At 61.0% G+C, this 26,310-nt stretch carries 31 protein-coding genes; 16 read left to right on the top strand and 15 right to left on the bottom strand.

Features of this window, described 5'->3' with window-relative positions; translation table 11 throughout:
- Positions 1–22 precede the first annotated feature (22 nt).
- The gene (locus tag ACO6TG_RS15265; protein WP_422373980.1) at positions 23–1,063 is read right to left on the bottom strand and encodes a zinc-dependent alcohol dehydrogenase family protein; all 1,041 of its coding nucleotides are present in this window, start codon (positions 1,061–1,063) and stop codon (positions 23–25) included.
- Between the two features lie 146 nt (positions 1,064–1,209).
- Here ACO6TG_RS15265 and ACO6TG_RS15260 point away from each other — a divergent pair, with 146 nt between their 5' ends.
- From ACO6TG_RS15260 to ACO6TG_RS15240, 5 genes are all read left to right on the top strand, one after another.
- Positions 1,210–1,689: an Lrp/AsnC family transcriptional regulator gene (locus ACO6TG_RS15260; RefSeq protein WP_422373979.1), complete on the top strand. Its 480-nt coding sequence runs from the start codon at positions 1,210–1,212 to the stop codon at positions 1,687–1,689.
- A gap of 55 nt (positions 1,690–1,744) precedes the next feature.
- Entirely contained in the window at positions 1,745–1,909 is a 165-nt protein-coding gene (locus tag ACO6TG_RS15255; protein ID WP_422373978.1) for a hypothetical protein, read from the top strand.
- Positions 1,910–2,035: 126 nt separating this feature from the next.
- A complete protein-coding gene (locus ACO6TG_RS15250; RefSeq protein WP_094073132.1) occupies positions 2,036–2,353 on the top strand; it encodes a heavy metal-binding domain-containing protein in 318 nt (105 codons plus the stop codon).
- Positions 2,354–2,361: 8 nt separating this feature from the next.
- A complete protein-coding gene (locus ACO6TG_RS15245) occupies positions 2,362–2,952 on the top strand; it encodes a GNAT family N-acetyltransferase (protein WP_422373977.1) in 591 nt (196 codons plus the stop codon).
- A 134-nt stretch (positions 2,953–3,086) separates the two neighbouring features.
- Positions 3,087–4,040 carry an agmatinase gene (locus tag ACO6TG_RS15240; protein ID WP_422373976.1) on the top strand — a complete coding sequence of 318 codons (954 nt, stop codon included), beginning with the start codon at positions 3,087–3,089 and terminating at the stop codon, positions 4,038–4,040.
- A gap of 41 nt (positions 4,041–4,081) precedes the next feature.
- Here the strand turns inward: ACO6TG_RS15240 and cysK are convergent, their stop codons facing one another.
- The 3 genes from cysK to dut form a co-directional block, all read right to left on the bottom strand.
- The gene (gene cysK, locus ACO6TG_RS15235; RefSeq protein ID WP_422373975.1) at positions 4,082–5,041 is read right to left on the bottom strand and encodes a cysteine synthase A; all 960 of its coding nucleotides are present in this window, start codon (positions 5,039–5,041) and stop codon (positions 4,082–4,084) included.
- Positions 5,042–5,185: 144 nt separating this feature from the next.
- The gene (locus ACO6TG_RS15230; protein WP_422373974.1) at positions 5,186–5,845 is read right to left on the bottom strand and encodes an HAD family hydrolase; all 660 of its coding nucleotides are present in this window, start codon (positions 5,843–5,845) and stop codon (positions 5,186–5,188) included.
- Between the two features lie 23 nt (positions 5,846–5,868).
- A complete protein-coding gene (gene dut / locus ACO6TG_RS15225) occupies positions 5,869–6,318 on the bottom strand; it encodes a dUTP diphosphatase (RefSeq protein ID WP_422373973.1) in 450 nt (149 codons plus the stop codon).
- A gap of 174 nt (positions 6,319–6,492) precedes the next feature.
- Between dut and ACO6TG_RS15220 the strand changes: the two genes are divergently transcribed.
- The 3 genes from ACO6TG_RS15220 (at position 6,493) to ACO6TG_RS15210 (ending at position 8,486) form a co-directional block, all read left to right on the top strand.
- Positions 6,493–6,912 carry a hypothetical protein gene (locus tag ACO6TG_RS15220; RefSeq protein ID WP_422373972.1) on the top strand — a complete coding sequence of 140 codons (420 nt, stop codon included), beginning with the start codon at positions 6,493–6,495 and terminating at the stop codon, positions 6,910–6,912.
- 21 nt (positions 6,913–6,933) lie between these two features.
- Entirely contained in the window at positions 6,934–7,515 is a 582-nt protein-coding gene (locus ACO6TG_RS15215) for an OmpA family protein (RefSeq protein WP_422373971.1), read from the top strand.
- A 182-nt stretch (positions 7,516–7,697) separates the two neighbouring features.
- Positions 7,698–8,486, top strand: a complete 789-nt coding sequence (locus ACO6TG_RS15210; protein WP_422373970.1) for a DODA-type extradiol aromatic ring-opening family dioxygenase — start codon at positions 7,698–7,700, stop codon at positions 8,484–8,486.
- A gap of 10 nt (positions 8,487–8,496) precedes the next feature.
- Here the strand turns inward: ACO6TG_RS15210 and coaBC are convergent, their stop codons facing one another.
- Together coaBC and ACO6TG_RS15200 are read right to left on the bottom strand one after the other, a co-directional pair.
- Complete coding sequence (gene coaBC / locus ACO6TG_RS15205) at positions 8,497–9,723, bottom strand: bifunctional phosphopantothenoylcysteine decarboxylase/phosphopantothenate--cysteine ligase CoaBC (RefSeq protein WP_422373969.1); 1,227 nt, start codon at positions 9,721–9,723, stop codon at positions 8,497–8,499.
- A 37-nt stretch (positions 9,724–9,760) separates the two neighbouring features.
- A complete protein-coding gene (locus ACO6TG_RS15200; RefSeq protein WP_422373968.1) occupies positions 9,761–10,984 on the bottom strand; it encodes a penicillin-binding protein activator in 1,224 nt (407 codons plus the stop codon).
- A gap of 199 nt (positions 10,985–11,183) precedes the next feature.
- On the opposite strand from ACO6TG_RS15200, the gene rsmI reads away from it, so the two are divergent.
- Together rsmI and ACO6TG_RS15190 are read left to right on the top strand one after the other, a co-directional pair.
- Complete coding sequence (gene rsmI / locus ACO6TG_RS15195; protein ID WP_422373967.1) at positions 11,184–12,095, top strand: 16S rRNA (cytidine(1402)-2'-O)-methyltransferase; 912 nt, start codon at positions 11,184–11,186, stop codon at positions 12,093–12,095.
- On the top strand, positions 12,095–12,484 hold the full coding sequence (locus ACO6TG_RS15190) for a YraN family protein (protein WP_422373966.1): 390 nt from the start codon (positions 12,095–12,097) through the stop codon (positions 12,482–12,484). Before rsmI ends, ACO6TG_RS15190 begins: the two co-directional genes overlap by 1 nt.
- A 58-nt stretch (positions 12,485–12,542) precedes the next feature.
- Here ACO6TG_RS15190 and secB read toward each other — a convergent pair whose 3' ends face one another.
- Positions 12,543–13,046 (bottom strand): protein-export chaperone SecB, encoded by a 504-nt coding sequence (gene secB / locus ACO6TG_RS15185; RefSeq protein WP_422373965.1) that lies wholly within the window; start codon positions 13,044–13,046, stop codon positions 12,543–12,545.
- 195 nt (positions 13,047–13,241) lie between these two features.
- Between secB and ACO6TG_RS15180 the strand changes: the two genes are divergently transcribed.
- From ACO6TG_RS15180 to ACO6TG_RS15165, 4 genes are all read left to right on the top strand, one after another.
- The gene (locus ACO6TG_RS15180; RefSeq protein WP_422373964.1) at positions 13,242–14,642 is read left to right on the top strand and encodes an ActS/PrrB/RegB family redox-sensitive histidine kinase; all 1,401 of its coding nucleotides are present in this window, start codon (positions 13,242–13,244) and stop codon (positions 14,640–14,642) included.
- Positions 14,643–14,663: 21 nt separating this feature from the next.
- Positions 14,664–15,221, top strand: coding sequence for an ActR/PrrA/RegA family redox response regulator transcription factor (locus ACO6TG_RS15175; RefSeq protein ID WP_422373963.1), 558 nt, complete (start codon positions 14,664–14,666; stop codon positions 15,219–15,221).
- A 150-nt stretch (positions 15,222–15,371) separates the two neighbouring features.
- Complete coding sequence (locus tag ACO6TG_RS15170; RefSeq protein WP_422373962.1) at positions 15,372–17,198, top strand: hypothetical protein; 1,827 nt, start codon at positions 15,372–15,374, stop codon at positions 17,196–17,198.
- Positions 17,199–17,374: 176 nt separating this feature from the next.
- Entirely contained in the window at positions 17,375–19,063 is a 1,689-nt protein-coding gene (locus ACO6TG_RS15165; protein ID WP_422373961.1) for a methyl-accepting chemotaxis protein, read from the top strand.
- A 226-nt stretch (positions 19,064–19,289) separates the two neighbouring features.
- On the opposite strand, the gene coaA is transcribed toward ACO6TG_RS15165, so the two are convergent.
- The 8 genes from coaA to hisB are packed head-to-tail and all read right to left on the bottom strand — an operon-like array spanning position 19,290 to position 24,236.
- The gene (coaA, locus tag ACO6TG_RS15160) at positions 19,290–20,255 is read right to left on the bottom strand and encodes a type I pantothenate kinase (protein WP_094073116.1); all 966 of its coding nucleotides are present in this window, start codon (positions 20,253–20,255) and stop codon (positions 19,290–19,292) included.
- A gap of 33 nt (positions 20,256–20,288) precedes the next feature.
- Positions 20,289–20,612, bottom strand: coding sequence for a phosphoribosyl-ATP diphosphatase (locus tag ACO6TG_RS15155; RefSeq protein WP_094073115.1), 324 nt, complete (start codon positions 20,610–20,612; stop codon positions 20,289–20,291).
- A gap of 34 nt (positions 20,613–20,646) precedes the next feature.
- Positions 20,647–21,426, bottom strand: coding sequence for an imidazole glycerol phosphate synthase subunit HisF (hisF, locus tag ACO6TG_RS15150; RefSeq protein ID WP_422373960.1), 780 nt, complete (start codon positions 21,424–21,426; stop codon positions 20,647–20,649).
- Entirely contained in the window at positions 21,423–22,166 is a 744-nt protein-coding gene (hisA, locus tag ACO6TG_RS15145) for a 1-(5-phosphoribosyl)-5-[(5-phosphoribosylamino)methylideneamino]imidazole-4-carboxamide isomerase (protein ID WP_422373959.1), read from the bottom strand. Before hisA ends, hisF begins: the two co-directional genes overlap by 4 nt.
- Before the next feature lie 6 nt (positions 22,167–22,172).
- Positions 22,173–22,460, bottom strand: coding sequence for a DUF1330 domain-containing protein (locus ACO6TG_RS15140; RefSeq protein ID WP_422373958.1), 288 nt, complete (start codon positions 22,458–22,460; stop codon positions 22,173–22,175).
- A 17-nt stretch (positions 22,461–22,477) separates the two neighbouring features.
- Positions 22,478–23,131: an imidazole glycerol phosphate synthase subunit HisH gene (hisH, locus tag ACO6TG_RS15135; RefSeq protein ID WP_422373957.1), complete on the bottom strand. Its 654-nt coding sequence runs from the start codon at positions 23,129–23,131 to the stop codon at positions 22,478–22,480.
- Positions 23,128–23,628 carry a DUF2628 domain-containing protein gene (locus tag ACO6TG_RS15130; RefSeq protein ID WP_422373956.1) on the bottom strand — a complete coding sequence of 167 codons (501 nt, stop codon included), beginning with the start codon at positions 23,626–23,628 and terminating at the stop codon, positions 23,128–23,130. The genes hisH and ACO6TG_RS15130 overlap by 4 nt, the downstream gene beginning before the upstream one ends.
- 14 nt (positions 23,629–23,642) lie before the next feature.
- Positions 23,643–24,236 (bottom strand): imidazoleglycerol-phosphate dehydratase HisB, encoded by a 594-nt coding sequence (hisB, locus tag ACO6TG_RS15125; RefSeq protein WP_422373955.1) that lies wholly within the window; start codon positions 24,234–24,236, stop codon positions 23,643–23,645.
- Between the two features lie 318 nt (positions 24,237–24,554).
- Between hisB and ACO6TG_RS15120 the strand changes: the two genes are divergently transcribed.
- Together ACO6TG_RS15120 and pyrF are read left to right on the top strand one after the other, a co-directional pair.
- Positions 24,555–25,403: an SDR family NAD(P)-dependent oxidoreductase gene (locus ACO6TG_RS15120; protein WP_422373954.1), complete on the top strand. Its 849-nt coding sequence runs from the start codon at positions 24,555–24,557 to the stop codon at positions 25,401–25,403.
- 82 nt (positions 25,404–25,485) lie between these two features.
- Positions 25,486–26,232: an orotidine-5'-phosphate decarboxylase gene (gene pyrF, locus ACO6TG_RS15115; protein WP_422373953.1), complete on the top strand. Its 747-nt coding sequence runs from the start codon at positions 25,486–25,488 to the stop codon at positions 26,230–26,232.
- Positions 26,233–26,310: the final 78 nt, after the last annotated feature.

Raw genomic sequence — 26,310 nt, 5'->3', positions numbered from 1 at the left:
AACTCACCACAAGGCAGCCCGCCTAAAACCGCGTCACCACCGTCGCCCCCACACCTTCGAACCGGTGCATCTCGGTCAGCGCCGCAATCGACTCCTCCAGGCTGATTTCCCGGCCAACAAGACGGTCGGGTTTCAGTTTCCTGGTTCTGACCATGTCGAGCATAGCCCCATACCGGTGGGCCTGCATGCCGTGGCTGCCGAGGATTTCCAGTTCCCAGCCGATCACCTTGGCCATCGGCACTTCTGGCGTTGCCTGGTCAGCCAGCATCAGTCCGATTTGGACATGACGGCCGCGGCGGCGGAGGTTCTGGATGGAGTTGAAACAGGTTGTCGGGTGACCCAGCGCGTCGATCGACAGATGAGCGCCGCCACCGGTCACCTCCATGACAGCCTCGGCCACATCCTGGATCGACGCGGCGTTGAGGGTGGCGACCGCCCCCAGGTCCTTTGCAAGCGCCAGTTTGTCATCAGCAATATCAATAGCGATGACATTGGCACCAACCGCGTTGGCGATCATGATGGCCGACAGGCCAACGCCACCACAGCCGTGAACGGCGACCCATTCACCAGCGGAGGCCCGGCCCTGATCGACCACGCCGCGGAAAGACGTTGCAAAGCGGCAACCGAGGCTTGCGGCCGTTGCAAAACTCATTCCCTCCGGCAACGCGACCAGATTGAGGTCCGCGTAATGAATACCGACATATTCGGCGAACGAGCCCCAATGGGTGAAGCCGGGCTGGAACTGGCTCTCGCAGACCTGTTGATGACCGGCGTGACATTCCGGACAGGAGCCGCAGCCACCGACAAAAGGCACCGTGACCCGGTCACCAACCTTCCAGTTCTTGACATTCTTGCCGATGGCCTGAACGGTGCCTGCCAGTTCGTGGCCGGGCACATGCGGCAGCGTGATATCCGGATCGTGGCCCATCCAGCCGTGCCAGTCGCTGCGACAGACGCCGGTGGCTTCAACCTTCAGCACCACACCATGCGGTTCGGGCACCGGATCAGGCACGGTGGCAACGGCCGGGGCCTGCGCGAAGGTTTCATAAAGCACGGCTTTCATGGGCGGTTTCTCTCGTCTGATGAGCGGAATGAACGATCAGTATCCTAGCTGATCCGGCTGAAAGAGCTTTGCCGAATTCTCTTCAATTTCGAGGTTTTTAAGGCCATTCTGCCATAATCGAAGCAACTGATAGCAGGTTCTTCTCCATGCCGAAGATAGACCGAATTGACGCCGACATCCTGTCCCGTCTGCAAAGCGACGGCAGGCTGTCCAATGCCAGACTTGCCGAACAGGTTTCCTTGAGTGAAACACCTTGCTGGCGGCGCTTGAAACGTCTTGAGGAAACCGGGGTGATCGAGGGCTATCAGGCGGTCGTCAACCGGCGTGCGCTCGGACTTGGCGTGATGGCCTTTGTGCAGCTGACCTGCTCCGAACATGACGAGGAGACAACGGCTGAATTCCAGAACGCCATCGAGGCCAGCCCACAGGTCCTGTCCTGCCACAACACAACGGGGGACGCCGATTTTCTGCTGCAGGTCGTGGCCAGCGACCTCGACGATTACAGCCGTTTTGTCGAAAAGGTCATCCGCAGGCTGCCGGGCGTGACCAGTATCCGCTCCAATCTCTCCCTGAGGGAACTGAAATCGTCCAACAGGCTTCCCATTCCGGAGGCTGTCTTCCGCTGACAGGCGGGCTGATCCGTGTGCTTCTTAAGCGACTTGTTAGGATCTGGCTGCCAGTATGCCCCCTCAGACTGAAGACCAGCCCGAACCGGAAAAAGCGATGGCGGACGGAGTGAAGCCGAAAAAATCATCGGTCAGCCAAACCGAATGGACCCTCTATTCCCTGGCCGTTGCCACCGCCACCCTTGTGACGCTGGCAGCCATTGTGGCTCACCTGACCTGATCTCCTGAATGAGGCCGCAGCAGCCGGTCAAACCCTTGTGCCACCTCAGCTTCCTTGCAATGGCAACCGCCGCTCACCATGTGATTTCGCAGGTTATCACCCCCAACGCTCAAAAGGAGACGCCACATGCTGGTCACCACCACAAACACCATCCAGGGCCGGGATCTGGACTACAAGGGCCTGGTGACCGGTGAGGCGATCCTCGGGGCGAATCTCTTCAAGGACCTTTTTGCCGGTATTCGCGACATTGTCGGCGGCCGCTCCGGTGCCTATGAAGAAGAACTCGCCAAGGCGCGCGAGATTGCCGTCAATGAAATGTGCCAGCAGGCCCAGGCCATGGGGGCCAATGCGGTGATCGGCGTCGATCTCGACTATGAAACCGTTGGCCAGAACGGCTCCATGCTGATGGTCAGTGCCACCGGAACCGCCGTGATTGTCCGCTAAGTCCAAGCGTGGCCCCTTCCTTCCGTATCGCACCAGGGTTTCCTGAAACCGAACGGCTCACTGCCGTTCGGCTGTTCTGGCAGGCTTTTTCGGGAAAACTGGGCACCGTCATGGCGCCGGAAGCAAAGGCTCTTGAGTTCCTGGAACGCGTGATGGATCCCGGCTTTGCGCTTGGTGCACTCAACCGGGAGGGACAACTGATCGGTCTGGCCGGCTTCAAGACCGCGGAAGGGGCGCTGGTCGGGGGTGGTCTGAAAGACATGACTTCGGTTTACGGCCCTATCGGAGGAACCTGGCGCGGATTGCTGCTTGACGTTCTGGAACGGGACACGGAGCCGGACTGCCTGCTGATGGACGGCATCTTCGTGGCCGAGGAGGCGCGCGGCCAGGGTGTCGGCGGCGCCTTGCTTGAGGCCATCTGCAACGAAGCCCGTCAACGTGGTCTTTCCCGGGTGCGTCTCGATGTGATCGACAGCAACCCCAGGGCAAGGGCCCTCTATGAACGGGCAGGCTTTGCAGCGATCAGCGAGGAGAAAACAGAGATTTTCGAGTTTCTGTTCGGCTTTGCGTCGTCGACACGGATGGAACGGGCGATTTGAAGCCTGTCACCGGCTTCCGGCATCTTGTGTCTCCGGGCAGGCGCAACGCATTCCGGTCCGATGGTTTTTCCGGTCTTTCCCGTTTTCATGATTGATGCTCTAGTGCCGAAAACACGGGACCAGGAGCTTCAGGAATGTCCTCACACGGCTATGAAGGCGGGCGGCTCAATCTGCCCTTTGTCGGCATCTGCACCTTCGGCAAGTATCCCCACCAGCCGGACTGGGACAATATCGACGCAGACGTGGCCGTTCTCGGAGCCCCGTTTGATTTCGGCACCCAGTGGCGCTCCGGTGCACGCATGGGGCCGCGGGCGATCCGTGAGGCCTCGACCCTGTTTTCCTTCGGTCATGCCGGCGCCTATGACTTTGAGGACGACATCACCTATCTGACGCCGGAAACAACCCGGATCGTCGATCTGGGCGACGCGGACATTGTCCACACCGACACGATCGAAAGCCACAAGCGGATCGAGTTCGGGGTGCGCAAGATCCTCGCCGCCGGCGCCCTGCCCGTAGTTCTGGGCGGCGACCATTCGATCAACATTCCCTGTATCAACGCCTTTGACGGCGAAGACCCGATCCACGTGGTGCAGATCGATGCCCATCTCGACTTTGTCGACGAGCGGCACGGGGTGCGCTATGGCCACGGCAATCCGATGCGGCGGGCCGCCGAAAAGCCCTATGTGACCGGCCTGACCCAGATCGGCATCCGCAACGTTTCCTCAACCGCACGGGACGGCTACGAGGATGCCCGCCGCATGGGATCGGACATCCAGTCGGTCCGCCACGTGCGCAAACTCGGCACCGAGGGCATGCTGGCGCGCATTCCGGAGGGAAAACGATATTATCTGACCATCGACATCGACGCGTTCGATCCGTCGATCGCGCCAGGAACGGGCACGCCCAGCCATGGTGGTTTTCTCTATTACGAGGTGCTGGAACTGATCGACGGCCTGGCAAGGCGCGGCGACATTGTCGGCATCGACCTGGTGGAAGTGGCACCTGATTACGATCCGACCGGGTCCACCGGCATTCTGGCTGCGCAGATCCTGATGAACACGATCGGCCGGGTGCTGCATCACCGGTAGGTCATACACCCCGCAAACCAGTCGGCTTGCGGGGCTGTTTTTCAAAGACCTTCGAACAGCGCCGTCGACAGGTACCGCTCGGCGAAGGACGGGATGACGATGACAATGTTCTTGCCCGCCATCTCGTCCCGCTGACCGACCCGGATAGCTGCCGTCAGTGCAGCGCCGGAGGAAATGCCGACCGGTAGGCCCTCGGTCCTGGCGACTTCGCGCGCCATGGTGAAGGCGTCCTCATTGGCAACGGTCTGGACTTCATCGAACACGCTCGTGTCGAGAATGGCCGGCACGAAACCGGCGCCAATGCCCTGGATCTTGTGCGGACCCGGTTCGCCACCGGACAGGATCGGACTGTCGGCCGGCTCCACCGCGACCACATGAAGGTCCTGCTTGCGCGATTTCAGAACCTGGGAAACGCCGGTGATGGTGCCACCGGTGCCGATGCCGGAGACAAACACGTCGACCTTGCCGTCCGTGTCGTTCCAGATCTCCTCGGCGGTCGTGTTGCGGTGAATCTCCGGATTGGCCGGGTTCTCGAACTGCTGCGGCATGATCGCGCCGTCGATGTCGGCAATCAGTTCCTCGGCGCGGGCAATCGCGCCCTTCATGCCTTTCGGGCCTTCGGTCAGCTCCAGTTCCGCGCCAAGGATCTTGAACATCTTGCGCCGCTCGACCGACATCGTCTCCGGCATGACCAGGATCAGCCGGTAGCCTTTCGCAGCTGCCACGAAGGCAAGCGCAATTCCGGTGTTGCCGGATGTCGGTTCCACGAGCGTGGTCTTGCCAGGTTCGATCTTGCCGTCCGCTTCCATGGCCTCGATCATCGCCACGCCGATCCGGTCCTTGACGCTGGCAATCGGATTGAAGAATTCCAGCTTGGCCAGAAGATTGGCTTTCACGCCGTGGGCCTTGGCAAGGCGATCCAGCCGAACGATCGGCGTATCGCCAATGGTCTCGGTGATCGAGCCATAGATCTTGCCGCGGCCGCTGGTCTTCATGGTCATGACGGGTCTCCCTGATCGGCCGGGGAGGGATCCGCCGGCATCCTTATTCACTTGAAACGGTAAGATAATACGGGGTCCGGCAAGATTTAAGAGGCGCAAAATGCCTTTGCAGGCGGTCCCGTAAAACCTTTTTCCAGAAAACCTTCAAGGCGTGGAAAGCAACAGGCCGGGCAGGTCCGACATGCTCTCGAACAGAATTCCACCGGCTTCCGTCATCGCTTCCCGGTCACAGGCCGGATCCTCGACAAAGGCATAAACCCGCATGCCGGCCGCCGTTGCGGCTTTGACCCCGGGGACACTGTCCTCCACCACGACACAGGTCTCCGGCGCGTGGCCCATCTTTTGCGCCGCGAGCAGAAAGACATCCGGCGCCGGTTTGCCGCGCGCGCAGTCTTCTGCGGAATAGAGCCGTCCTTCCAGCCGCGGCAACAGACCGGAGCTGCCAAGGGTGGTTCGCATTTTCCGGTATTTGCCCGACGACCCGACACAATAGGGAATACCCGCCGCGTCAAGCCTGTCCAGGACCTCGACGATCCCCCTGATGGCCGGCACACCTGCCTTGAAGCGTTCCAGATCCCGCTGACGGACGTCTTCGGGCCAATCGGCCGGCAGGGTTCTTCCTGTCAGCGCTTCGATCTTCCGTTGCACGTCTTCCAGTGTCCGGCCCATGAACAGCTTCTGACAATCCGGTCCGGTCATCGGATGACCCAGTTCAGTGACCATTTCGGCGAGGTTCTGATTGGCCATGCGTTCGGTATCAACGAGGACGCCGTCGCAGTCGAAGATCACAAGATTTGGTGACATTGGCACAATATCCCTGATCACGATCAGCTGCGGCCGGTTGAGCCGAAACCGCCAGTGCCGCGCTCTGTTTCGGACAGAACATCAACCTCGCAAATAGAGGCCTGCAGGCAGGGCGCAATCACCATCTGGGCGATACGCTCACCACGGGTGACCTCAAACGCGTCATCGCCGAGATTGATCAGGATCACCTTCACCTCACCACGATAGTCGGCATCGATCGTGCCGGGCGTGTTCAGGACAGTGACCCCGTGTTTGGCGGCAAGTCCGGACCGGGGCCGAACCTGCGCTTCGAACCCGGCAGGCAGGGCCATGGCCAGGCCCGTCGGGACCAGGGCGCGCGCGCCGGGAGCGAGCTGCACGGGCGCGTCAACGGCGGCATAAAGGTCCAGGCCGGCGGCAAGGTCCGACTGATAAGCCGGCAGAGGCAGGTCACGTCCATGCTCGAGACGTTTCAATTCCAGGGTAACGGTCATCGGATTTCCAGCTGTGCGGTTTCAAGGCGAGTGACGACATTCGCGAGGCCCTGTCAAGTTTGGCAGGGGGATCAGATTATTCCGCATTAAAATCAGACAACTACTTGCGGTCGTTACACAGTCCTGAAACACTCTGACCCATCGTAATGTTGCCGTGTTTGGGAGATTTGCAACATGAGACGTATGATTTTCGCATTGACCGCCGGCCTTATGCTGGCAACCACCCCCGCAGCCCTCGCTCAGACCGTCGGATTTGCCGAAGCCATCAAGATCCTGGCGGCCAGCTGCGGCAGTGACATTGAAAAATTCTGCAAGTCCGCAACCCTTGCCAATAACGGCATCGGCCAGTGCCTCGACAAGAATCAGGCCAAGGTTTCCCAGAAATGCAACGCCGACCGTGTCGTTGTGCGGTCCCTGATCGAAGAACGCCTCGCGGCCCAGGCCGCCGCGCCGAAAATCTGCGCGCGTGATGCCGCCCAGCGCTGCCAGGGTGTCAAGCCGGGCGCCGGCCATGTTCTGCGCTGCCTGCTGAAAGCCCAGCGCACCGTCAGCGCCAAATGCAACACCGCCATCGACCTGGCTGGTTATCGCTAATTCCGGACTCGGGAGCTTCCTATGAAAAAGATCCTTCTGGCCGGTTTTTCGGCCGCCATTCTTGCCGCCTCCACCGTTGCCGGCTCGGCCCAGACCGAACTCAGCCGCAACCAGATCATCAATTCGCTTCAGGGCGCACAGCAGAAAGTTGATGTCAGCGCGGACGATCTGCAAAAAGCGGCGTTTGAGAATATCCAGAAATATCCGGGCGCCAACGCACCCGGTAACCTGCCGCTTTGGGACAAGCTTGCCTCCCTGCGCCAGTTCAACATCGAAATCACCTTCGATTTCGACAGCGCACGTATCAAACCGTCGTCTTATGAAGCCGTCGGCCTGATCGCGGACGCCCTGCACACGCCCTATCTGCAAGGTCAGACATTCTACATTGTCGGTCACACCGATGCCAAAGGCGCGCGCGAATACAATCTGGAACTGTCCATCCGTCGCGCCAAGGCCATACGCGAAGCCCTGGTCACAACCTTCCAGGTGCCCGGCAAGTACCTGTTTGCGGTCGGTATGGGTGAAGAACAGCTGCGCGATCCTGCCAATCCGGACGCCGCCGTCAACCGCCGCGTCCAGCTGATCAACGTCGGATACCGGTGATCTGAAGAACGCGCGAAAACCAACCGGCCGCCAGATTCTGGCGGGCGGTTCTTTTTACAATATACATTAATACTCTTAATTGTTCATCATTCCTGAACAGCGATTTCGCAATTTCTGGTCTAAAGGAAACGCCCTCGAGGACTTATTCTCCAGCACAGACCGAAAAGTGATGGAGTTGTCCGGTGGGTTCGACGCAGCAATCAATTTCGCCCGTTTTCTTTGCCCATGGCGCACCGACGCTTGCCCTTGAAGACACTGCCGCGAGCCGGTTTCTGAAAGGCTTCGCCGCCTCGCAGCCAACACCAAGGGCAATTGTCATCCTGTCCGCGCATTGGGAGACCGAAGGACTGAAGATGTCCGCGCCCGGTCCCTTGCGCACCTATCACGATTTCCGCGGGTTTCCGGCCCCCCTTTTCGACATCACCTATCCGGCCGTTGCCGACGAGGCTCATGTCGACGAGGCCGCCCGCCTCCTGGAGGCAGCCGGTCACGACCTGGAACTGGACAGCGACTGGGGTCTCGACCACGGCGCCTGGGTGCCATTGTCACTGGCCTATCCGACTGCCAGCATACCGGTGGTTGCCCTGTCATTGCCCCATGACAGTACCCCATCCTCGGTCCATGCACTTGGCAAGGCCCTGTCACCGCTCAAGGACAAGGGTGTTCTTCTGGCCGGTTCCGGAAGCACCACCCACAACTTGCGGGAGTTCGGGCCTCAAGGATCACAGACCCCCGATTGGGCGGCCGATTTCGACCGTTGGCTGGATGACGGCCTGCAATCCGGATCAATCGGCTATTTCGACGATCTGGAACGTGCGCCGTCCTTCCGCAGAAGTCACCCGACAGATGAACACCTGCTGCCGCTGTTCTTCGCGTTTGGGGCAGGCGGGCCGGATGCCAGAGCTCAATTGCTCCATCGCAGTTACGAATACGGCTCGATCAGCATGAGCTATTTCCGTTTCGCGGCCTGATCGAAAGGCTCTATCTGGAAGCCAGTTCTTGTGCAGCGCGCGCAATAATGCGGCGGGCCACCTCGACCTTGTCCAGCTCCGGCCAGTCCTCCACACCGTTTTGGCTGACGAGACGGACGGTATTGGCGTCCCCTCCCATGATGCCGGTTTCCGGGCTGACGTCGTTGGCGACGATCCAGTCGGCTTTCTTGCGTTCCAGTTTGCCGCGGGCATTGTCGATCAGGTTCTGCGTCTCCGCGGCAAAGCCGATCAGGAGCATTGGCCTGAGACTGTCGTGACGGCCGATGGTCGCCAGAATGTCCGGGTTTTCGGTCAGATCCAGGGCAGGCGGCCTGCCGCTACCGTCCTTCTTGATCTTTTCCGAGCCCTCACTGGCGACACGCCAGTCGGCCACGGCGGCCGCCATGATGGCGATATCCGCCGGCAGGTTGCTTTCGACAGCCGCCAGCATGGCTGATGCCGACTCCACATGGACGACATTGATATTGGCGGGATCGGGCAGTGTCACAGGTCCGGAGACAAGGGTGACACGCGCGCCGGCCTCAAAGGCGGCTCTGGCCAGCGCGTGCCCCTGTTTACCGGATGACCGGTTGGCGATGTAGCGCACCGGATCGATCGGCTCGTGGGTCGGACCGGAGGTGATCAGCACGTGCCGTCCGGCCAATGGCAAAACTCCATCAGCCATCGCGCGTTCCCGCAGCGTGGCTTCGGTCGCAGCAACGATCTCCAGCGGTTCGCTCATGCGGCCGATACCTGCTTCACCCTTTTCCGCCATTTCCCCGCGCGCCGGACCACAAATGGCCATACCGCGCTCCTTCAGCGTGGCCAGATTGCGCTGGGTCGCCGGGTTCTGCCACATCTTGGGGTTCATCGCAGGCGCCAGCAGCACCGGTTTGTCGGTCGCCAGCAGCACCGCGGTCGCCAGGTCATCGGCAATACCGTGGGCCATCCTGGCCATCAGATCGGCAGTCGCTGGCGCAATCAGGATCAGGTCATGGTCGCGGGCCAGTCGGATATGGCCGACATCGTGCTCGGCCTCCCGGTCGAACAGGTTGGTGAACACTTTCTCGGCGGAAAGCGCCCCGACAGAGAGCGGCGTGATGAATTCCTGCGCGCCCCGGGTCATCACCGGGATCACCCGAGCCCCGCGCTCCTTCAGCCGGCGGATCAGATCGAGGGACTTGTAGGCGGCGATGCCGCCACTGATGATCAGAACGATCTCTTTGCCGCTCAGCATCTACTCGTTACTCCCGATGGTCGCGGTGGATGGTCCGTCAGAACCCGGTTCTGAAATCTCTCGGGGCGGGCGAAATGACCTGGGAGCCCTTGCCGGTCACCTGATAAACGGCAAGGCCGCGTTCATTCAGACCGTTTGACTTGAACCGGAACAGGCCGTCAATACCGATAAAGCCGTCCCGGTTGGTCAGGATACGCTGCTCGAACCGTTGCTGGCCGGCCGAACGGATCAGGCCCGCGGCCAAGGTGACCCCGTCATAGACCAGGCTGGCATTGCGCGGCGGCGCCGCGCCATAGGTGCTCTGATACCGCTGCGCAAACGCCAGGAATCCCTTGTCTTCCGGTCCGGCGAACCAGGCACCGGCGAGCGCCGGGTTGTTCTTGATCTGGGGCGTGTCCCACTGACCCGAGCCAAGCATCTTGACTGTGCCGAGATTGGCTCCCTGACCGACAAGGGTCTGGACAACAACGGATGGCACACCACTACCGGCGGGCACAAACAGGGAATCGATGCTGGTCATCACCGATTTCAGCGCAGACGCCTTGGCCACGAGATCCGACGTATCGGACCCGTTCAGCTTGTAACGCTGGATGGTGGCGATGCGCCCGGCCGTGCGCCCGACTTCCTGCCGGAACGCGGCTTCCACGACGGCCCCATAGGAGCCTTCCGGAATGAGCGCGGCGTAGGACCGTTTCTGCTGGCTGGCTGCATAGCCGATGATGCGCTTGGTGTCGGTTTCGGGCAGGAAACTCAACAGGTAGACATTGCGGCTGGCAACAGCCGTGTCCGTGGAGAAGGCAATCACAGGCACACCGGTCGCCCGCGCTGCCTGGGCGGCACCGGCCACAGCTGGCGAAAACACCGGGCCCAGGATCAGCTCGGCGCCCTCTGAAATTGCGGCCTGGGCCGCCGCCCGGCCGCCTTCTGCCGTTCCGCCGGTGTCCTTCACCAGAAGCTGCAAGCCGGCATTCGGGAAATTCTGGAGGGCAAGGGCCGCCGCGTTCTTGAACACGGTGCCAATGGAGGCATTGCCGCCCGCGCTTGCGAGCGGCAAGAGAAGGCCGACCCGCACCCCGCCTGTGCCAATCACTTCACCCGTCACCTGAGGCTGCGCGCTTGGCTGCACCTGATCGCCCGGAAGCGAACCGAGGCTGGAGCCGAGGCAGCCGCCAAGCAGCATGGTACTGGCGCCGGCCAGTGCCGTTCTCAAGAAAACGCGTCTGCGCTGATTATGCCCGTCGCCCTGCATTCCGCTTGCCATTTCTTACGATCCACCCTTTGGAAAAGACTTACGTATTCACCATGGCCCTGTCCAGTTTTAGCGGCCTTTCAACGGCATATCGCCCGGATCAATAGTGGATTTGCCTTGCATCGGTTGTCCTGGGCTTGTAGCGCAAGGGACAAGACACCCCCTGCAAGAAGGCTCCACTGGTCCACCCGGGGGTGCAACTGGAGGCCCTATGAGCACCGATATCGCCGCTTCGGAGGCCCGAAACCGTTTCAGCCTGGGCGAACACGCCTTTTCTGCGCCGCGACTTGAGCCGGCGCTCTACATTGTTTCAACGCCCATCGGCAATCTTGGTGACATCACCGTCAGAGCGCTCGAGACCCTGGCGGCCGCAGGTGTCATTGCCTGCGAAGATACACGCGTGACGGCAACGCTCACCCAGCGCTTTTCGCTGAAGACGCCGTTGATGGCCTATCACGAGCACAATGCCGACAAGCAGCGGCCGAAGATCCTGGAAACGCTGTCCGCCGGCGAGGCCGTGGCGCTGGTATCGGATGCCGGGACACCGCTTGTCTCCGACCCGGGTTACCGGCTCGTTCGCGACGTGCTCGCCGAGGGGTTTCAGGTGGTTCCGATCCCCGGCGCGTCTGCGCCGCTTGCCGGCCTGGTTGCCTCCGGTCTGCCCAGCGACACGGTGCTGTTCGCCGGATTTCTGCCGCAGAAAGGCGGACCGAAGACCAGGCGACTTGAGGAACTGGCCAAAATCCCGGCCACGCTGGTGTTCTTTGAGTCCCCGCACCGGACCGGTGCGACGCTGCAGCTGATGTCAGACGTGCTTGGTGCGGACCGCGAAGGCGTGGTCGCACGCGAGCTTACCAAACGGTTCGAAACCTTCGAGCGCGGCACCCTTGCCGAGCTCGCCCCCCGTTTTGACGGCGCACAGGTCAAGGGCGAAATCGTCATCCTGATCGGTCCGCCGGAAGACAGGCCGGAAGCGTCCTCGGCCGATCTCGACAGCCTGCTGCTGGCAGCGCTTGGGGACATGCCTGTCAGCGCTGCTGCCAAGAAGGTTGCCAAGGCCACGGGCCTCGACCGCAGCGATGTCTACAAACGTGCCCTTGAACTGAAGGCGGATGGCGGCTGATGGCCCGGCGGGCCGGTCATGTCGACACGGAAAAACGCCGCCGTGCCCACGCGCTCGGCCTGTCGGCGGAGAACCTTGCCGCCTGGTATCTGCGCCTGACCGGCTGGCGCATCCTGAAACACCGCTACAAGACCAAGGCCGGAGAGATCGACCTGATTGCAAAGCGGCGGAAGACCGTCGCCTTTGTCGAGGTCAAGGCGCGCAGGACCAGACGGGCGGCGCTCGAAGCCGTCACACCTGCCAGTCAGAGACGGATTACCAAGGCCGCGAAGATCTTCGTCTCCCGGCATGCCAAGGCCGGGTTCTACACGCTGAGATTTGACATCATTGTCATCCGCCCCTGGGCGCTGCCGGAGCGGATTGTGAATGCGTTTGAGGCCAGAGACTGAAAAACCCGCGCAGGCCGATGCCGCGCGGGTTTGAAAATCGCCGGAAACGTCAGAAGCTTCAGTTCGGCTTCTGCTCGCCACCTTCCTGCTGGGTGGCAGCCTGCTGAGCCATGTTCTGGCGGTACAGCTGGGCAAAGTCGATCGGATCGAGCATCAGCGGCGGGAAGCCACCGTTGCGGGTCGCTTCGGACAGGATGTTGCGGGCATACGGGAAAATCATGCGCGGGCACTCGATCATGACGAACGGGTGCATGTGCTCTTTCGGCACACCGGTAATCTTGAAGAGGCCCGCATAGACCAGCTCCACATTGAACATCACCATGTCCGGACGTTCAGCCTTGGCATTCAGCGTCAGGATCACCTCGAACTGATCGTCACCCATCTGCTGAGCGCCGACATTCACGTTGATGTCGAGCTTGGGCTGCTCGCCCTGGGTCAGCGAACGCGGCGCGTTCGGGTTTTCGAAGGACAGATCCTTGATGTACTGGCCGAGGATGTGCATGCCCGGCGCAGCGGCGCCTTCTGCCTGCGGCGCTGCGCCGCCGTCATTGGTGTCGGTCATCGTCTCAATTCCGTTTCGCGGTGCTGATCTGAAACAGGGGCGAAAAATCCCTCCGGTTGGCCGCCGGCCCGCGTGATCCGGACAACCGTTTAGCGGGTGGCTACCATCTAGAACCATTGGATACAAGGGCCACGCCTTGCCAGAACCCGGATTCCGCTTCAAAAGGGAAAGGTTTACTTCCGCGCGCAAGGCCCCATGCCCGATCAACCCACGTCAAATATCACGCTGCCACACAGACGGCTGAAGCTCGACACGCTTGTGAGACTGCGCTGGCTGGCGGTCGGCGGCCAGTCGGCGGCCCTCCTCGTGGTTTATGTCGGCCTTGGATATCCGATGCCCGCCGGGCCGGCCTTCGCCATGGTTGCGCTCTCCGCCTGGCTGAACATTTTTCTGAAGATCCGCTGGCCCTCGGCGATGCGCCTGTCCGAACGGGCGGCGACATTCCAGCTGGCCTATGACATCCTGCAAATGAGCGGGCTTCTCTACCTGACAGGCGGTCTCGGCAATCCGTTTGCCTTTCTGCTGATGGCCCCGGTCATGGTTTCCGCTGCCGGCCTGTCGGCGCGCTACACCATCATTCTCGGCATTCTGGCAACCGTCTGCGCCAGTGTTCTGGCGGTGGTGCACATGCCGCTGCCCTGGCCCGTCGGTGACGAGTTCTCGTTGCCCGTCGTCTATTCGGCCGGCATCTGGATCGCACTCGTCTCCACGCTCGGCTTCATGGCAATCTATGCCTTTCGGGTTGCAGAGGAAGCCCGTCAGCTGGCCGATGCACTTGCCGCCACCGAGCTGGTGCTGGCGCGCGAACAGCACCTGAACGCCCTGGACGGGCTGGCGACCGCGGCGGCGCACGAGCTTGGCACGCCCCTTGCCACGATCTATCTTGCCGCCAAGGAGCTTGCCGACGAATTCGAAGACGGCGATCACCGCGCCGAGGACCTGGCGCTGATCCATTCGCAAGCCGAGCGCTGCCGCGGGATCCTGCGGCAACTGACCAGCCTGTCCAGCGAAGCCGACCGCACCTATCAACGCATGCCCGTCTCGCAACTGCTTGAAGACGTTATCGACCCGCATCGCGGCACCGGCGTTGCCATTCACTCCGACTGGACCGGGACCGGACCCGAACCGGTCGGAACCCGCAACGCCGCCATCCGGTACGGATTGGGCAATCTGGTGGAAAATGCCGTCGATTTTGCCAGGTCGCGCGTGGACGTCTCGGCAAGCTGGGACGCTGCGGCCCTGTCCATTTCCATAAAGGACGACGGACCGGGGTTCACTGTCGATATCCTCGGCAAGATCGGTGACCCCTATGTATCCATTCGTGGCGGCAAGTCGACGCAGCCCGACACGGGGGGCGGGCTCGGCCTCGGGATTTTCATTGCCAAGACCCTGCTGGAACGCACCGGCGCCAAACTGACGCTGGAAAACCTGGCCCCACCCCGGACCGGGGCCCATATACGGGTCAGCTGGCCGCGCCAGATTTTCGAGCAGGATAGCAGAGTGGACGAAACGGCGTTTTCAGCCCATAACGGCAACAAGACACAAAATAGTCACATGGTGGCCAACGCCTCATCCGAAACGCAAGTCGAGACGTAAGAATAAAAACGGTAAGACCACATGACGGACCAGATACACACCCCGAGCCAAGCGGAGGACATGAGCCTCCTGATCGTCGATGACGACAAACCGTTCCAGCAACGTCTGGCGCGCGCCATGGAAAAACGCGGTTTTGCAACCGATACGGCCGATGGCGTTCAGGACGCCGCCGCCAAGATTGCCCATAACGCGCCAGCCTTCGCCATTGTCGACATGCGCCTGGAAGACGGCAATGGTCTCGACGTGATCGAACAAATCCGGCAAAAGCGTCCGGATGCCAGAGCGATTGTGCTTACCGGCTACGGAAACATCGCAACGGCCGTCACCGCCGTGAAACTCGGTGCCATCGACTATCTGGCCAAGCCGGCGGACCCGGACGATATAGTTGCCGCTCTGGCACGCAAACCCGAAGACAAGGCACAGCCACCCGAAAATCCGATGTCTGCCGACCGCGTTCGTTGGGAACATATTCAGAGGGTCTACGAGCTCTGCGACCGAAATGTTTCGGAAACGGCGCGGCGTCTCAACATGCACCGGCGGACCCTGCAACGGATCCTGGCCAAGCGGGCTCCGCGCTGAACAGACGCTTTGCATTCATTGCAGACTTGCCCTTTCGCCGCCACTTTGCCTAAGTATTGCCATTCGATCACAGGCTGTGAAGACAAATGCACGACCATCTTGGTGCGTTGGTCTTCACAGCCTAAACCCGCGCTCCCACGGAGATCGCTTATGCGGCTTGCTGCTGCCCCAACATATGTCTTGCCCCGGCTGAAGGCCGGATTGCTGGCTGCCGCAAGCGCCACGCTGATTGCCACCGGTCCGGCTGCATTTGCTCAGACCGCACCGGAAACCCTCAGGATCAACGTGGAACCGCCGGAACCGGGCATTCGCTCGATCACCGTCGACAAGAAATACCGTCCGATTATCAGCCGTGACGACAAGGGCGTTGTCATCGACACGCAGGGCAGCGGCGCAAAGCGCCCGGGCTGTGACGTCAAACTGGAAGTGACGCTGGAAAACAGCCGTGTGCTGCACAGGGACGCAAATATCTGCTCCGGCAACACGCTTGTCGTCGACGTGTCAAGCGACGGCAAGCCCGGTGCGGTTGCCCGCGTGGTCGGTACCGGCAGCGGCACCGTCGCCGGTCCTGTCAGCCAGCCGACCAGTGAGCGCCCGCAGGCCACGGTCTTGCCGCCCGAAGGACAGGGCGAGACCTCTTCGATTACCGAGATCAAGCCGCCGGAAGACGGTGGTGTGCTCAAGCCGCTCGAGCAGGTCAACACGCCGATCTCCACCGGGCAGGACGGAACCGATACAGCCTCGCTGCCGGCCGCCGATTTTGAAACCACGGTCCGGGATAGCATCAGTGGCCCGGCCAACAGCCAACCGGTGCTGGTGACCGCCAATGAAGCGCGCCAGTGGCTTGCCGAACCCGGTTCGCAACCGGGCTCCCCTTCCATTCTGCAGCACGCGGTGCCACAGACGGATGACCGGGACTTCCGGGCCGACTGCAGCACACAGTCCGGCTTTGCAAAAATCACGTTCCAGCAGGCGCCCCAGGGCCTTCTGGAAGGCATGCCGCAGGCGGTGCGCATCACGGCAGGCGACTTCAACGGGACGTACAACGCCTTCGGATCCTCAAGCGCCAATGAAGCCGGCGTCTCGCTGCCGGAGGTCAATATCGAGATGACCGACCCGCTCTGGGAGGCGATGATCCGTCAGTCCGAGCTGTCCATCGCCGTTGAGGGCCTGCCGGCTCACAGCGTCTCGCTGAAGGGCAGCGCCAATCCGGTGCGGCTGTTTGTAGCCACCTGTTCGCTGCCGCAGCAGATCGTCTCTGACGACGCTTTCGGCGCCAGTGCCGAGGAGCCGAGTTCAGATCTTTCCTGTTCCGAATTGGGCCGTGTGCGCTCCCAGGAGGCCGTCCGGCCCGGCCAGATTGTCTTCCGCAATGCCAGCCAGCAGCCGATCGAAGTCCACTGGGTGGATTACCGCGGCGGCGAAAGGCCTTATGCCCGGCTCGAGCCGGGGCAGATCCTGGAGCAGCAGACTTATGTCTCGCATGCCTGGACGGTACGTGGTTCCGGCGGAGAATGCCGCGGGATCTATGTCACGCGCACGCCTTACCGCGAGGTCGTGATCCAGGGCCCGCCCAGTTTCAACGCGCCGGGCAACAACGGCTTCGGCGCCGGCGACACCTGGGGCAATCCGAATGGCGGCTTTGACGGACAACCCGGCAACGGCTTTCCGGCCGGCCCGCTTCCGCCGGGATCGATCGAAGGCAATAACCAGCCTGTCTTCCAGCCACAGCAAACAGCCAGGACAAATGTCGCGGATTACTTGTGCACCGCCGGGATCGACCTGAACGTGGTGTTCACGCCTGATATGTCGAGTGCAACGGTTGCTGAAATGGGATATGGCGCCGTCACCCTGCAGCGGCAGGGCGGCGCGAACACGTTCTATTTCGAATCACAAGGCCATGTCCTGAAGGGTCAACTTCAGAACGCCACCTGGTCCCGGCCGGGCCTCAGAGATGTATTTTGCGCCAGACGATAATGATTAAAAGCTGAATCAATCAAGTAAAACACGTTAAAGTTGCGCTCTTCTGCGTCATTCTGTCCAACTGATTCAGTGATCGATCCAATTTTACTCAAATTGGCCGAAGATTAAGCAATTGGTCAATAATTTCACGCGATCCTCGACGGACACTACCCAAGAGGAATTGCAAGACCATGTCGTTCGCACGTTGGCCCATTACCTGGAAAATCAGTCTTCCGATCGCAACCATTCTCGTCTTCACTGCCGCCATCTGCGTCGTCAGCCTGAACAGCCTTTACAGCGCCATGTTCGCCGAGCGCATGGCCAAGATCGAAGACATGTCGAATGGCGCGGTCGCCATTGCCGCCCATTACCACGCTCTTGAAAAAGACGGCAAGATGAGCCGCGAAGAGGCACAGGCGGCCGCCAAGACCGCGATTGGTGCAATCCGCTTTGAAGGCGACAATTATCTCTTTGTCTATGATGTCAACGGCGACAACCTGGTGCACCCGAAAACCTCGTTGATCGGCTCCAACATGATGGACTTCAAGGACAAGACCGGGGTCCGGATCGTCGCCGAGCTCATTCGTCTTGCCCAGGGTGACGGCGGATCTCTGCTCTACTACTGGCCGCGCGCCAACAGCGAGGTCGCAATCGCCAAATATGGCTGGGGCGCCGGCTTCAAACCCTGGAACTGGATGGTCGGGACCGGTGTCTATGTGGACGATATGGATGCCGCCTATTGGAGCGCCGCGACGACCATTCTGGCTCTTGCCGCCATCGGAGCGCTGATTGCCATCGCGATCGCGATTGTGGCGGTCCGCAACACGGTTGGCCCGCTGCGCGCCCTGACCAACAACATGAACACCCTCGCCGACGGCAACACCGATATCGCCATTGAAGGCGCTGACCGCGGCGATGAAATCGGCCAGATGGCCTCCGCCATGGAAGTCTTCGTGCGCAATGAACGCGAACGCCGGTCCCTGGAAGACCAGCAGAATGCGGCCCAGGAAGACACGGCCCGCAAGGGCGCCGAGATCCAGCAGCTCAGCGGCGATTTCGACCAGCAGATCATGGAGATGCTCAACATCATCGACAGCTCCGTTCAGAACCTGCAGGCAGCCTCTGCCGACATGACCGGCGTTGCCGCCCAGACCACCGAGCAAAGCGGTCTGGTGTCCAACGCCTCGTCGCAAGCCGCCCACAATGTGGAAACTGTGGCGGCCGCTGCCGAAGAGCTGTCCGCCTCCGTCAACGAAATCCGTCGCCAGGTGCAGTCTTCCAGCGAGATTGCATCGCGTGCCGCCAACGAGGCCCAGTCCACCAACCAGCGCATGCATGGCCTGTCGGAAAGCGCCAGCCGCATTGGCGAGGTCGTGACGCTCATCCAGGCGATTGCCGAACAGACCAACCTCCTGGCACTCAATGCCACCATCGAGGCGGCCCGCGCCGGGGAAGCCGGCAAGGGTTTTGCGGTTGTTGCTGCAGAGGTGAAGGAACTGGCCAACCAGACGTCCAAGGCAACCGAAGAGATTTCCAGCCAGATCACCGCGATCCAGGAAGAGACCGGTCACGCCGCAAGCGCGATTTCCTCGGTGACCGAGATCATCAACAACATGAACGAGATCGCCTCTTCCATTGCCTCTTCTGTCGAGGAACAGGGCGTGGCCACACAGGAAATCGCCAGCAACGCGACCGAAGCCTCGCGCAGCACGGTAGAGGTCACGACCAATATCGAAACGGTCGCCTCGGCAGCCGAAAACACCCGCGACACGGCGGAAAAGGTCGACAGTTCCGCCCAGCAGCTGAAGGAAAATGCAGGCATGCTGCGCGACCAGGTCGGCACCTTCCTGCAGGAAGTCCGCAAGCGCTCGGTGGCTTAGCCGAAACTCTGCGGGCGCTTTGGAAAGCGCCCGCCACACAATTCGACCTCATCCTGAGGAGGGCCATCAGGCCCGTCTCGAAGGATGCGCCGCATTTAAGGGAACAAGTGGCCTATCCTTCGAGACGCCGTTTCACGGCTCCTCAGGATGAGGTTTTTCTTGGTTGAACCGTTGGCAGAGCTTCGCTTCTCCTGAGCCCGACTTCTGACCCAAGCGCACTTTGCGGTCAGATCTTGCGCAGGGCGACCTTGGAGATGCGGTGGCTGGCGTTCTTGGAGAGGATCAGATCCGCGCGTGGGCGGGTCGGCAGGATGTTTTCACGCAGGTTGACGAGGTTGATCTCGTTCCAGATGCGCGTCGAGGTCTCGACGGCTTCCTCATCCGTGATGCGGGAATACTTGTGAAAATAGGAGCCGGGATCGCGGAAGGCGGTCTCGCGCAGGCGCATGAAGCGGTCGACATACCACTTGCGCAACAGATCTTCATCCGCGTCCATATAGACCGAGAAATCGAAGAAATCCGACACGAACGGGACGGCCAGACCGTCCTTCGGCAATTCCCGCGTCTGCAGCACGTTGAGGCCTTCGACGATAAGGATATCCGGCCGGTCAACAGTGACCGTGTGCCCGGGCATGACATCGTAATAGAAGTGCGAGTAGACCGGTGCCCGAACGAAACGCTTGCCGGCCTTGATGTCCGACAGGAACTTCAGGAGGCGCGGCCGGTCGAAACTTTCCGGAAAGCCCTTCTTGGACATCAGGCCTTCGGCTTCCAGCACCGCATTCGGATAGAGAAAGCCGTCCGTTGTGATCAGGTCCACCTTGGGGCTGGCCGGCCAGCGGGCCAGGAGCTCGCGCAGCACGCGCGAGGTGGTTGACTTGCCAACGGAGACAGAGCCCGCAACACCGATGATGAAGGGGGTCTTGTTGTCTCTGGTGCCGAGAAAATTCTGGGTAGCCTGGTAGATGCTGATCGTGGCCTCGGCATAAAAGGCCAGAAGGCGGGAAAGGGGCAGGTAGATGGTCTCGACCTGCTCCATCGACACCGGGGCATTCAGACCCTGGAGCTGCGCCACTTCATGGGCGTCCAGCGTCATCGGCGTATCGGCACGCAACCGGGACCACTGGCGCTCTGTGAACACCTGGTAGGGGGACAGATCCATGTCCAGGGCGGTTGCGACTTTCTGATCCATCACTCGCGCAGTCCCCGTTCAGCGGAACGCTACTCAGTCTTGCGGCCGGGACGCCTTTTCTTCCAGTCCGGTCTGTCCCGTGCGGCGACCGAGTTCCTTCATAACATCCTGCAGCGGAACATTTGATACGTTCAGAACCACCAACAAATGATAAAGCACATCGGCGGCCTCGGCCGTCAACTCTTCCCGATCCTCTTGAACGGCGGCAATGGCCGCCTCGACCGCTTCTTCCCCCAGCTTCTGGGCGCATTTGGCAACGCCCTTGTTCACCAGCTTGCGCGTATAGGACTTTTCATCGTCGCTCGTTGCGCGCGCGGTCACAATGGCGTCGAGTTGCTCCAATGTGAAGTCGGTCATTCGGCTAGTCCCTTACGTCACCCGAAAGTATTGGTCAGGCGTCAAGACGCATCGGCACGCCGGCGTCGCTCATGTGCTGTTTGGCTTCGTGGATGGTGTATTCGCCAAAGTGGAAGATGGAGGCCGCCAGAACGGCCGTCGCGTGGCCGTCGCGCACGCCTTCGACCATGTGATCCAGAGTGCCGACGCCACCAGATGCAATCACCGGCACCGGCACCGCATCGGCAATCGCCCGGGTCAGCGCAATGTTGTAACCGGACTTGGTGCCGTCCCGGTCCATGGAGGTCACCAGCAGCTCGCCCGCGCCGAGCTCCACCACCTTTTTCGCAAATTCAATGGCATCGATGCCGGTCGGATTGCGGCCGCCATGGGTGAAGATCTCGAATTTTTCCGGCTCGCCCGGCTGGTTGACCTGCTTGGCATCGATCGAGACGACAATGCACTGGGCGCCGAATTTTTCGGCTGCCTCGCGCACGAAATCCGGGTTCTTGACGGCCGCGGTGTTGATCGAGACCTTGTCGGCACCTGCAATCAGCAGTTTTCTGATGTCTTCCACGGTGCGCACGCCACCGCCGACGGTGACCGGCATGAAACAGGCTTCGGCAGTCCGGCGGACAACATCATAGATCGTGTCCCGGCCTTCATGGCTGGCGGTGATGTCGAGAAAGCAGAGCTCATCGGCCCCGGCCGCGTCATAGGCCTTGGCCGCTTCCACCGGGTCACCGGCATCGACGAGATCAACAAAGTTGACACCCTTGACGACACGGCCGTCCTTGACGTCGAGGCAGGGAATGACACGGGCCTTGAGGGTCATGAGGCTTTCCTTCGTGCAGCCTGGATCAGATCCATGGCTTCTGTCGGATCGAGGCGTCCATCATAGAGTGCCCGGCCGGAAATGGCGCCTTCCAGAATGGCGCAATCCGGCTCCAGAAGCCGGTGGATGTCATCGATCGAGGCCAGGCCGCCCGAGGCAATCACCGGAATGGAGACCGATCGTGCGAGCTCAAGTGTGGAGGGAATGTTCAGGCCCTTCAACACGCCGTCACGGTCGATATCGGTATAGATGATCGCCGAAACCCCGGCATCCTCAAACTGTTTTGCAAGATCAATCGCGGTGAGCTCAGACGTTTCCGCCCAGCCTTCCACCGCAACATAGCCGCCCTTGGCGTCAATGCCGACAGCCACCTTGCCCGGGAAATTTTTGCAAGCCTCTTTGACCAGCTCCGGATCGCGCACGGCTACCGTACCGAGGATCACCCGCGATATGCCTTTTTCCAGCCAGGTCTCGATATGCTCCAGTGTGCGGATGCCGCCGCCGAGCTGCACCGGGTTTCCGGTGGCCGACAGGATGGCATCAACGGCTGCCCCATTGACGCTTTCACCGGCAAAGGCACCGTTGAGGTCGACCACGTGCAGCCATTCAAAGCCCTGGTCCTCGAAGGCTTTCGCCTGGGCGCCGGGATCATCGTTGAAGACGGTCGCCTGGTCCATGTCGCCCAGTTTCAATCGCACACACTGGCCATCCTTCAGATCGATGGCAGGAAAAAGGATCATGACGTCTTACATTCCTTCCACGATGACGATCTCGCCATCGGCAACTTTCTGGCGGATTTTGACCGCCTCCTGATATTCGGGCGAATTGTAGCAATCGACCGCATGCTGGTAGCTTGGAAACTCGATCACCACATTGCGGGCCCGACCGGTCCCTTCGATGGCGTTGGTCTTGCCGCCACGTGCCAGGAAATTGGCGCCAAAGCGTTCAAATGCCGGTTTCGCCGTTTCGACATAGGCCGGATATCCGTCCGGATCGCGTACATCGACGCGGGCAATCCAATAGCCTTTGCTCATGAAATCCTCCCGTTTGATTATGGTGTCCAGTCTAGGAAATTCGCGATCAGCTCAAGACCGAGCCGCTGGCTTTTTTCCGGGTGAAACTGGGTGCCGATCATGTTGTCCTTCGCGACCATCGCCGTAAATGTTCCGGCATAGTCGAACGTTGCAAGCCGGTCGGCGTCGTTGGCGCAGGCAAAGTGGAAGGAATGCACGAAATAGGCATGCAATCCGTCCGGGCCGGTTTCGATCCCTGCGAAAACCGGATGGCTTTCAGTGCGTACGTCGACGGTGTTCCAGCCCATATGCGGGATCTTGAGCGCCGGGTCCGACGGTTTCATCTCCGAGACGTCACCGTCAATCCAGCCAAGGCCGTCAACGATCTCGAATTCCAGCCCGCGCGAAGCCATCAGCTGCATGCCGACGCAAATGCCGAAGAACGGCTTGCCCTGTTTCCGGACGGTTTCCTCCAGCGCTTCCGGCATGCCTTCAACGGCCCAGAGGCCCCGCTTGCAGTCGGCAAAGGCGCCAACGCCGGGCAGTACGATCCGGTCCGCTTTCAGAACCCGCTCCGGGTCCGACGTGACGATGACATCCGGAACATGCGCGTGAGCGCGGGCCGCGCGCTCGAACGCCTTTTCGGCCGAGCGCAGATTGCCCGAGCCGTAGTCGATAATGGCTATTGTCATTGACGGGTCTCCGGACCGAGCGTCAGGCCGACCACCTGCTCACTGCCGACCCTCGGGACGATCGGCGGGCGGGCGGGTGCCTCGCGGTCTTGGCGAAGTCTTGCCGGGGACATCTGGTCCGCGGCCTTGTGAAGAAAACGAAGTTCGGCTTCCGCCTTGTTGACGGCGTCGATGATGCCGACCACACGCCAGCCCTTGCGCTCCAGCGACCAGCGGCGCAGCGCCTGTGCCTCGAAGGCGAACAGGAACGCGATCGTAAGCGCGATCACGCCCATCGCCTCCTGGCTGACGGCAAGCGCCAGCAGTTCGACCGCCAGCGTCACTGCGAGATAACCAAGCAGAACCAGCCACATCCGGTGCACAAGCAGCCAGATGATGGAGAACAGAAAAGCCAGCGGCGAAAACCCGTCGGGAACAAATTTCAGCCGGTCCGTCTGGTTCGGGTCGCCCGCCAGATCATCAAATTCGGGCGGCGCCATGACGACATACGTGCTCATGGTCTCAAACTCACCTATCCGCCGAGCTGGCCCTTGGTGGTGGGCACCCGGTCCGCCTGACGCGGATCGATTTCCACGGCCTTGCGCAGGGTACGCGCGACCGCCTTGAAACAGGTCTCGGCAATATGGTGGCAATTGGAGCCATACAAATTGGCGATATGAAGGGTGATCCCGGCATTCATCGCAAAGGCGCGGAAAAACTCCTCGAAGAGCTCCGTATCGAAGTCGCCGACCTTGTCCCGGTCAAAGGTCACGTCCCAGACTAGGAACGGGCGGCCGGAAACATCCAGCGCGCAGCGGGTCAGCGCCTCATCCATCGCCAGATGGGTATCGGCATACCGCGTGATGCCGGCCATGTCGCCCAAGGCACTGGAGATTGCCTGGCCCAGTGCGATGCCCGTGTCCTCGACGGTATGGTGAAAGTCGATATGGGTGTCGCCTTCGGCGCGTACCTTGATGTCGATCAGCGAATGTCGCGCAAGCTGCTCCAGCATATGGTCGAAAAACCCGACGCCGGTCTGCACGTCATAGGCGCCCGTGCCGTCCAGGTCGATCTCGACCGCGATGCGGGTTTCCTTGGTGTCGCGCGATACACTCGCAGTGCGCATAAGCTGATGTCCTTAAGATTGGAAGAACCGGCGGTGTTGTAGCAGCCTGACACGGCTAAGAAAATAGCGACTTCGCAACGCAGCGGTACGGTTTGGCCAGGAAGCGCGTCTTCAAGGCCGCGCTACAGCCCTTTGCCAGGGTGCGTCCATATATTCCCCCTCATCCCGAGGAGGGCCTTTGGCCCGTCTCGAAGGATGGGTTGCAAATTCTTGGAGCAGGTGGCCCATCCTTCGAGACAGCGCTTGCGCGCTTCCTCAGGATGAGGTGGTGTTGTGAGGCGTCGTTTTCAGAAAATGCGCCAACCTTAGGAGACAAGCATGTTCCAGAAAGCTGTTGCAGAAGGTGGTCTTGCCGTCGTGACCGGCGCTGCCAGCGGCGTCGGTCTTGTTGCCGCAACGCGGTTTGCCGAAGCCGGCCTTGGCGTGATCCTGGCCGACCTGCCAGGCGAAGCCCTTGAGACGGCGACCGAGACGGTTCGTGCGGCTGCAAACGCAGAGGCACCCGTCCTGGCCATTCCGACCGATGTCTCCGACATGGATCAGGTCGCAGCGCTCGCCGACAGGGCTTTTGCGGAGGGGTCTGTTGCCGTTCTGATGAACAATGCCGGGATCAGCCTGCCGACCAAGGCCTGGAGCGAGATAGACAACTGGACCCGGCTGATGGACATCAACTTCTTTGGAGTCCTGAGGGGTGTTCAGGCCTTCACGCCGCGGATGATAGAGGCAAACCGTCCGGCGGTGATCATCAATACCGGCTCCAAACAGGGCATCACCACGCCGCCGGGCAACCCCGGCTACAATGCCAGCAAGACAGCCGTCAAAGTGCTGAGCGAGCAGCTGGCCCACGAGCTGCGCGAAGCCGGCGCACCGATGTCCGTGCACCTCTTCGTGCCCGGCTTCACCTATACCGGCATGATCCAGAAGTTCATTCCTGAAAAACCAGCCTCCGCCTGGACCAGCGAACAGACGGTCGACTACTTCATCGAGCGGATGTCGGCAGGAGACTTCTACGTGCTGTGTCCCGACAATGACGTCGACAGCACCCGCGACAAGCGCCGGGCCGAATGGGCGATCGGCGACATCATCAAGAACCGGCCTCCGCTCAGCCGCTGGCATCCGGACTATAAGGATGCCTTCGCGGACTTCGAAAAATCGGGAAAAGACTGAGCAACGCTGCAAAATCTGGCGCGAGTCGCGTCTTGGTGGTATGGACGGGGCGCCCAGCCAAAAATTGAAGGATCTGAAATCCATGCCGACGAGCCCGTTCGCCCCCAAGACCGCCCTCGACCGCCTGATGCTGCCTGTGGATGTGCCCACGGTTGCGGACGCGGAAAAGCTTGTTAAGCAGACAGAAGGCAAGGTCGGGGTCTACAAGATCGGCATGGAACTGCAATTTGCCGGCGGTCTGGAATTCGCGCGCGACCTCGCCAGCGACGGCAAAAAAATCTTTCTCGACGTCAAGCTGCACGATATCGACAACACGATCGAAAAGGCTGTCCGGAACGTTGCGAAAATGGGCATGACCTTCATGACGCTGCACGCCTATCCGAAGACGATGCGAGCGGCTGTGAAAGGGCTTCTGGCTGAGGGCAATCCGGATCTCTGCCTGCTGGGTGTGACCGTGCTGACGTCCATGGATGAGCAGGATCTGGTCGACGCCGGGTATCGCGGCCCGGTTGCTGACCTGGTTGCCCAGAGGGCAGAAGACGCCCGCGCCGCGGGAATGGGCGGGATTGTCTGTGCGGCAACGGAATCCCCAAAAATGCGGCAGATCCTCGGCGACGAGCTGGTGATCGTTACCCCGGGTATCCGCCCCGCCGGCAGCTCCGCCAACGATCAGCGCCGCGTGATGACGCCAAAAGATGCGATTGAAGCCGGCAGCGACTATCTGGTGGTTGGCCGCCCGATCAGCCAGGCGGCGGATCCCGGCGCAGCGGCGGAAGCGGTTGTCGCGGAAATCGAAGACGCATTGCGGAGCATGGAGTCAGCGGCCTGAAATCCATGCAGGTGTAACCCTGTATGTCTGACCCGAAGAATTCCCGCTCAGTCTACGACACCCATGACCGAAAGGCTG

It is taken from the genome of Roseibium sp. (genome assembly GCF_965233565.1).
GTDB lineage: Bacteria > Pseudomonadota > Alphaproteobacteria > Rhizobiales > Stappiaceae > Roseibium.
This window is presented reverse-complemented; position numbering and strand designations above follow the sequence as displayed.

Excerpts from the sequence above, each read along its gene's own strand:
- ACO6TG_RS15265 (WP_422373980.1), bottom strand. The coding sequence starts at position 1,063 with ATGAAAGCCGTGCTTTATGAAACCTTCGCGCAGGCCCCGGCCGTTGCC.
- ACO6TG_RS15260 (WP_422373979.1), top strand. The coding sequence starts at position 1,210 with ATGCCGAAGATAGACCGAATTGACGCCGACATCCTGTCCCGTCTGCAA.
- ACO6TG_RS15255 (WP_422373978.1), top strand. The coding sequence starts at position 1,745 with ATGCCCCCTCAGACTGAAGACCAGCCCGAACCGGAAAAAGCGATGGCG.
- ACO6TG_RS15250 (WP_094073132.1), top strand. The coding sequence starts at position 2,036 with ATGCTGGTCACCACCACAAACACCATCCAGGGCCGGGATCTGGACTAC.
- ACO6TG_RS15240 (WP_422373976.1), top strand. The coding sequence starts at position 3,087 with ATGTCCTCACACGGCTATGAAGGCGGGCGGCTCAATCTGCCCTTTGTC.
- cysK (WP_422373975.1), bottom strand. The coding sequence starts at position 5,041 with ATGACCATGAAGACCAGCGGCCGCGGCAAGATCTATGGCTCGATCACC.
- ACO6TG_RS15230 (WP_422373974.1), bottom strand. The coding sequence starts at position 5,845 with ATGTCACCAAATCTTGTGATCTTCGACTGCGACGGCGTCCTCGTTGAT.
- dut (WP_422373973.1), bottom strand. The coding sequence starts at position 6,318 with ATGACCGTTACCCTGGAATTGAAACGTCTCGAGCATGGACGTGACCTG.
- ACO6TG_RS15220 (WP_422373972.1), top strand. The coding sequence starts at position 6,493 with ATGAGACGTATGATTTTCGCATTGACCGCCGGCCTTATGCTGGCAACC.
- ACO6TG_RS15215 (WP_422373971.1), top strand. The coding sequence starts at position 6,934 with ATGAAAAAGATCCTTCTGGCCGGTTTTTCGGCCGCCATTCTTGCCGCC.
- coaBC (WP_422373969.1), bottom strand. The coding sequence starts at position 9,723 with ATGCTGAGCGGCAAAGAGATCGTTCTGATCATCAGTGGCGGCATCGCC.
- ACO6TG_RS15200 (WP_422373968.1), bottom strand. The coding sequence starts at position 10,984 with ATGGCAAGCGGAATGCAGGGCGACGGGCATAATCAGCGCAGACGCGTT.
- rsmI (WP_422373967.1), top strand. The coding sequence starts at position 11,184 with ATGAGCACCGATATCGCCGCTTCGGAGGCCCGAAACCGTTTCAGCCTG.
- ACO6TG_RS15190 (WP_422373966.1), top strand. The coding sequence starts at position 12,095 with ATGGCCCGGCGGGCCGGTCATGTCGACACGGAAAAACGCCGCCGTGCC.
- secB (WP_422373965.1), bottom strand. The coding sequence starts at position 13,046 with ATGACCGACACCAATGACGGCGGCGCAGCGCCGCAGGCAGAAGGCGCC.
- ACO6TG_RS15180 (WP_422373964.1), top strand. The coding sequence starts at position 13,242 with ATGCCCGATCAACCCACGTCAAATATCACGCTGCCACACAGACGGCTG.
- ACO6TG_RS15175 (WP_422373963.1), top strand. The coding sequence starts at position 14,664 with ATGACGGACCAGATACACACCCCGAGCCAAGCGGAGGACATGAGCCTC.
- ACO6TG_RS15170 (WP_422373962.1), top strand. The coding sequence starts at position 15,372 with ATGCGGCTTGCTGCTGCCCCAACATATGTCTTGCCCCGGCTGAAGGCC.
- ACO6TG_RS15165 (WP_422373961.1), top strand. The coding sequence starts at position 17,375 with ATGTCGTTCGCACGTTGGCCCATTACCTGGAAAATCAGTCTTCCGATC.
- coaA (WP_094073116.1), bottom strand. The coding sequence starts at position 20,255 with ATGGATCAGAAAGTCGCAACCGCCCTGGACATGGATCTGTCCCCCTAC.
- ACO6TG_RS15155 (WP_094073115.1), bottom strand. The coding sequence starts at position 20,612 with ATGACCGACTTCACATTGGAGCAACTCGACGCCATTGTGACCGCGCGC.
- hisF (WP_422373960.1), bottom strand. The coding sequence starts at position 21,426 with ATGACCCTCAAGGCCCGTGTCATTCCCTGCCTCGACGTCAAGGACGGC.
- hisA (WP_422373959.1), bottom strand. The coding sequence starts at position 22,166 with ATGATCCTTTTTCCTGCCATCGATCTGAAGGATGGCCAGTGTGTGCGA.
- ACO6TG_RS15140 (WP_422373958.1), bottom strand. The coding sequence starts at position 22,460 with ATGAGCAAAGGCTATTGGATTGCCCGCGTCGATGTACGCGATCCGGAC.
- hisH (WP_422373957.1), bottom strand. The coding sequence starts at position 23,131 with ATGACAATAGCCATTATCGACTACGGCTCGGGCAATCTGCGCTCGGCC.
- ACO6TG_RS15130 (WP_422373956.1), bottom strand. The coding sequence starts at position 23,628 with ATGAGCACGTATGTCGTCATGGCGCCGCCCGAATTTGATGATCTGGCG.
- hisB (WP_422373955.1), bottom strand. The coding sequence starts at position 24,236 with ATGCGCACTGCGAGTGTATCGCGCGACACCAAGGAAACCCGCATCGCG.
- ACO6TG_RS15120 (WP_422373954.1), top strand. The coding sequence starts at position 24,555 with ATGTTCCAGAAAGCTGTTGCAGAAGGTGGTCTTGCCGTCGTGACCGGC.
- pyrF (WP_422373953.1), top strand. The coding sequence starts at position 25,486 with ATGCCGACGAGCCCGTTCGCCCCCAAGACCGCCCTCGACCGCCTGATG.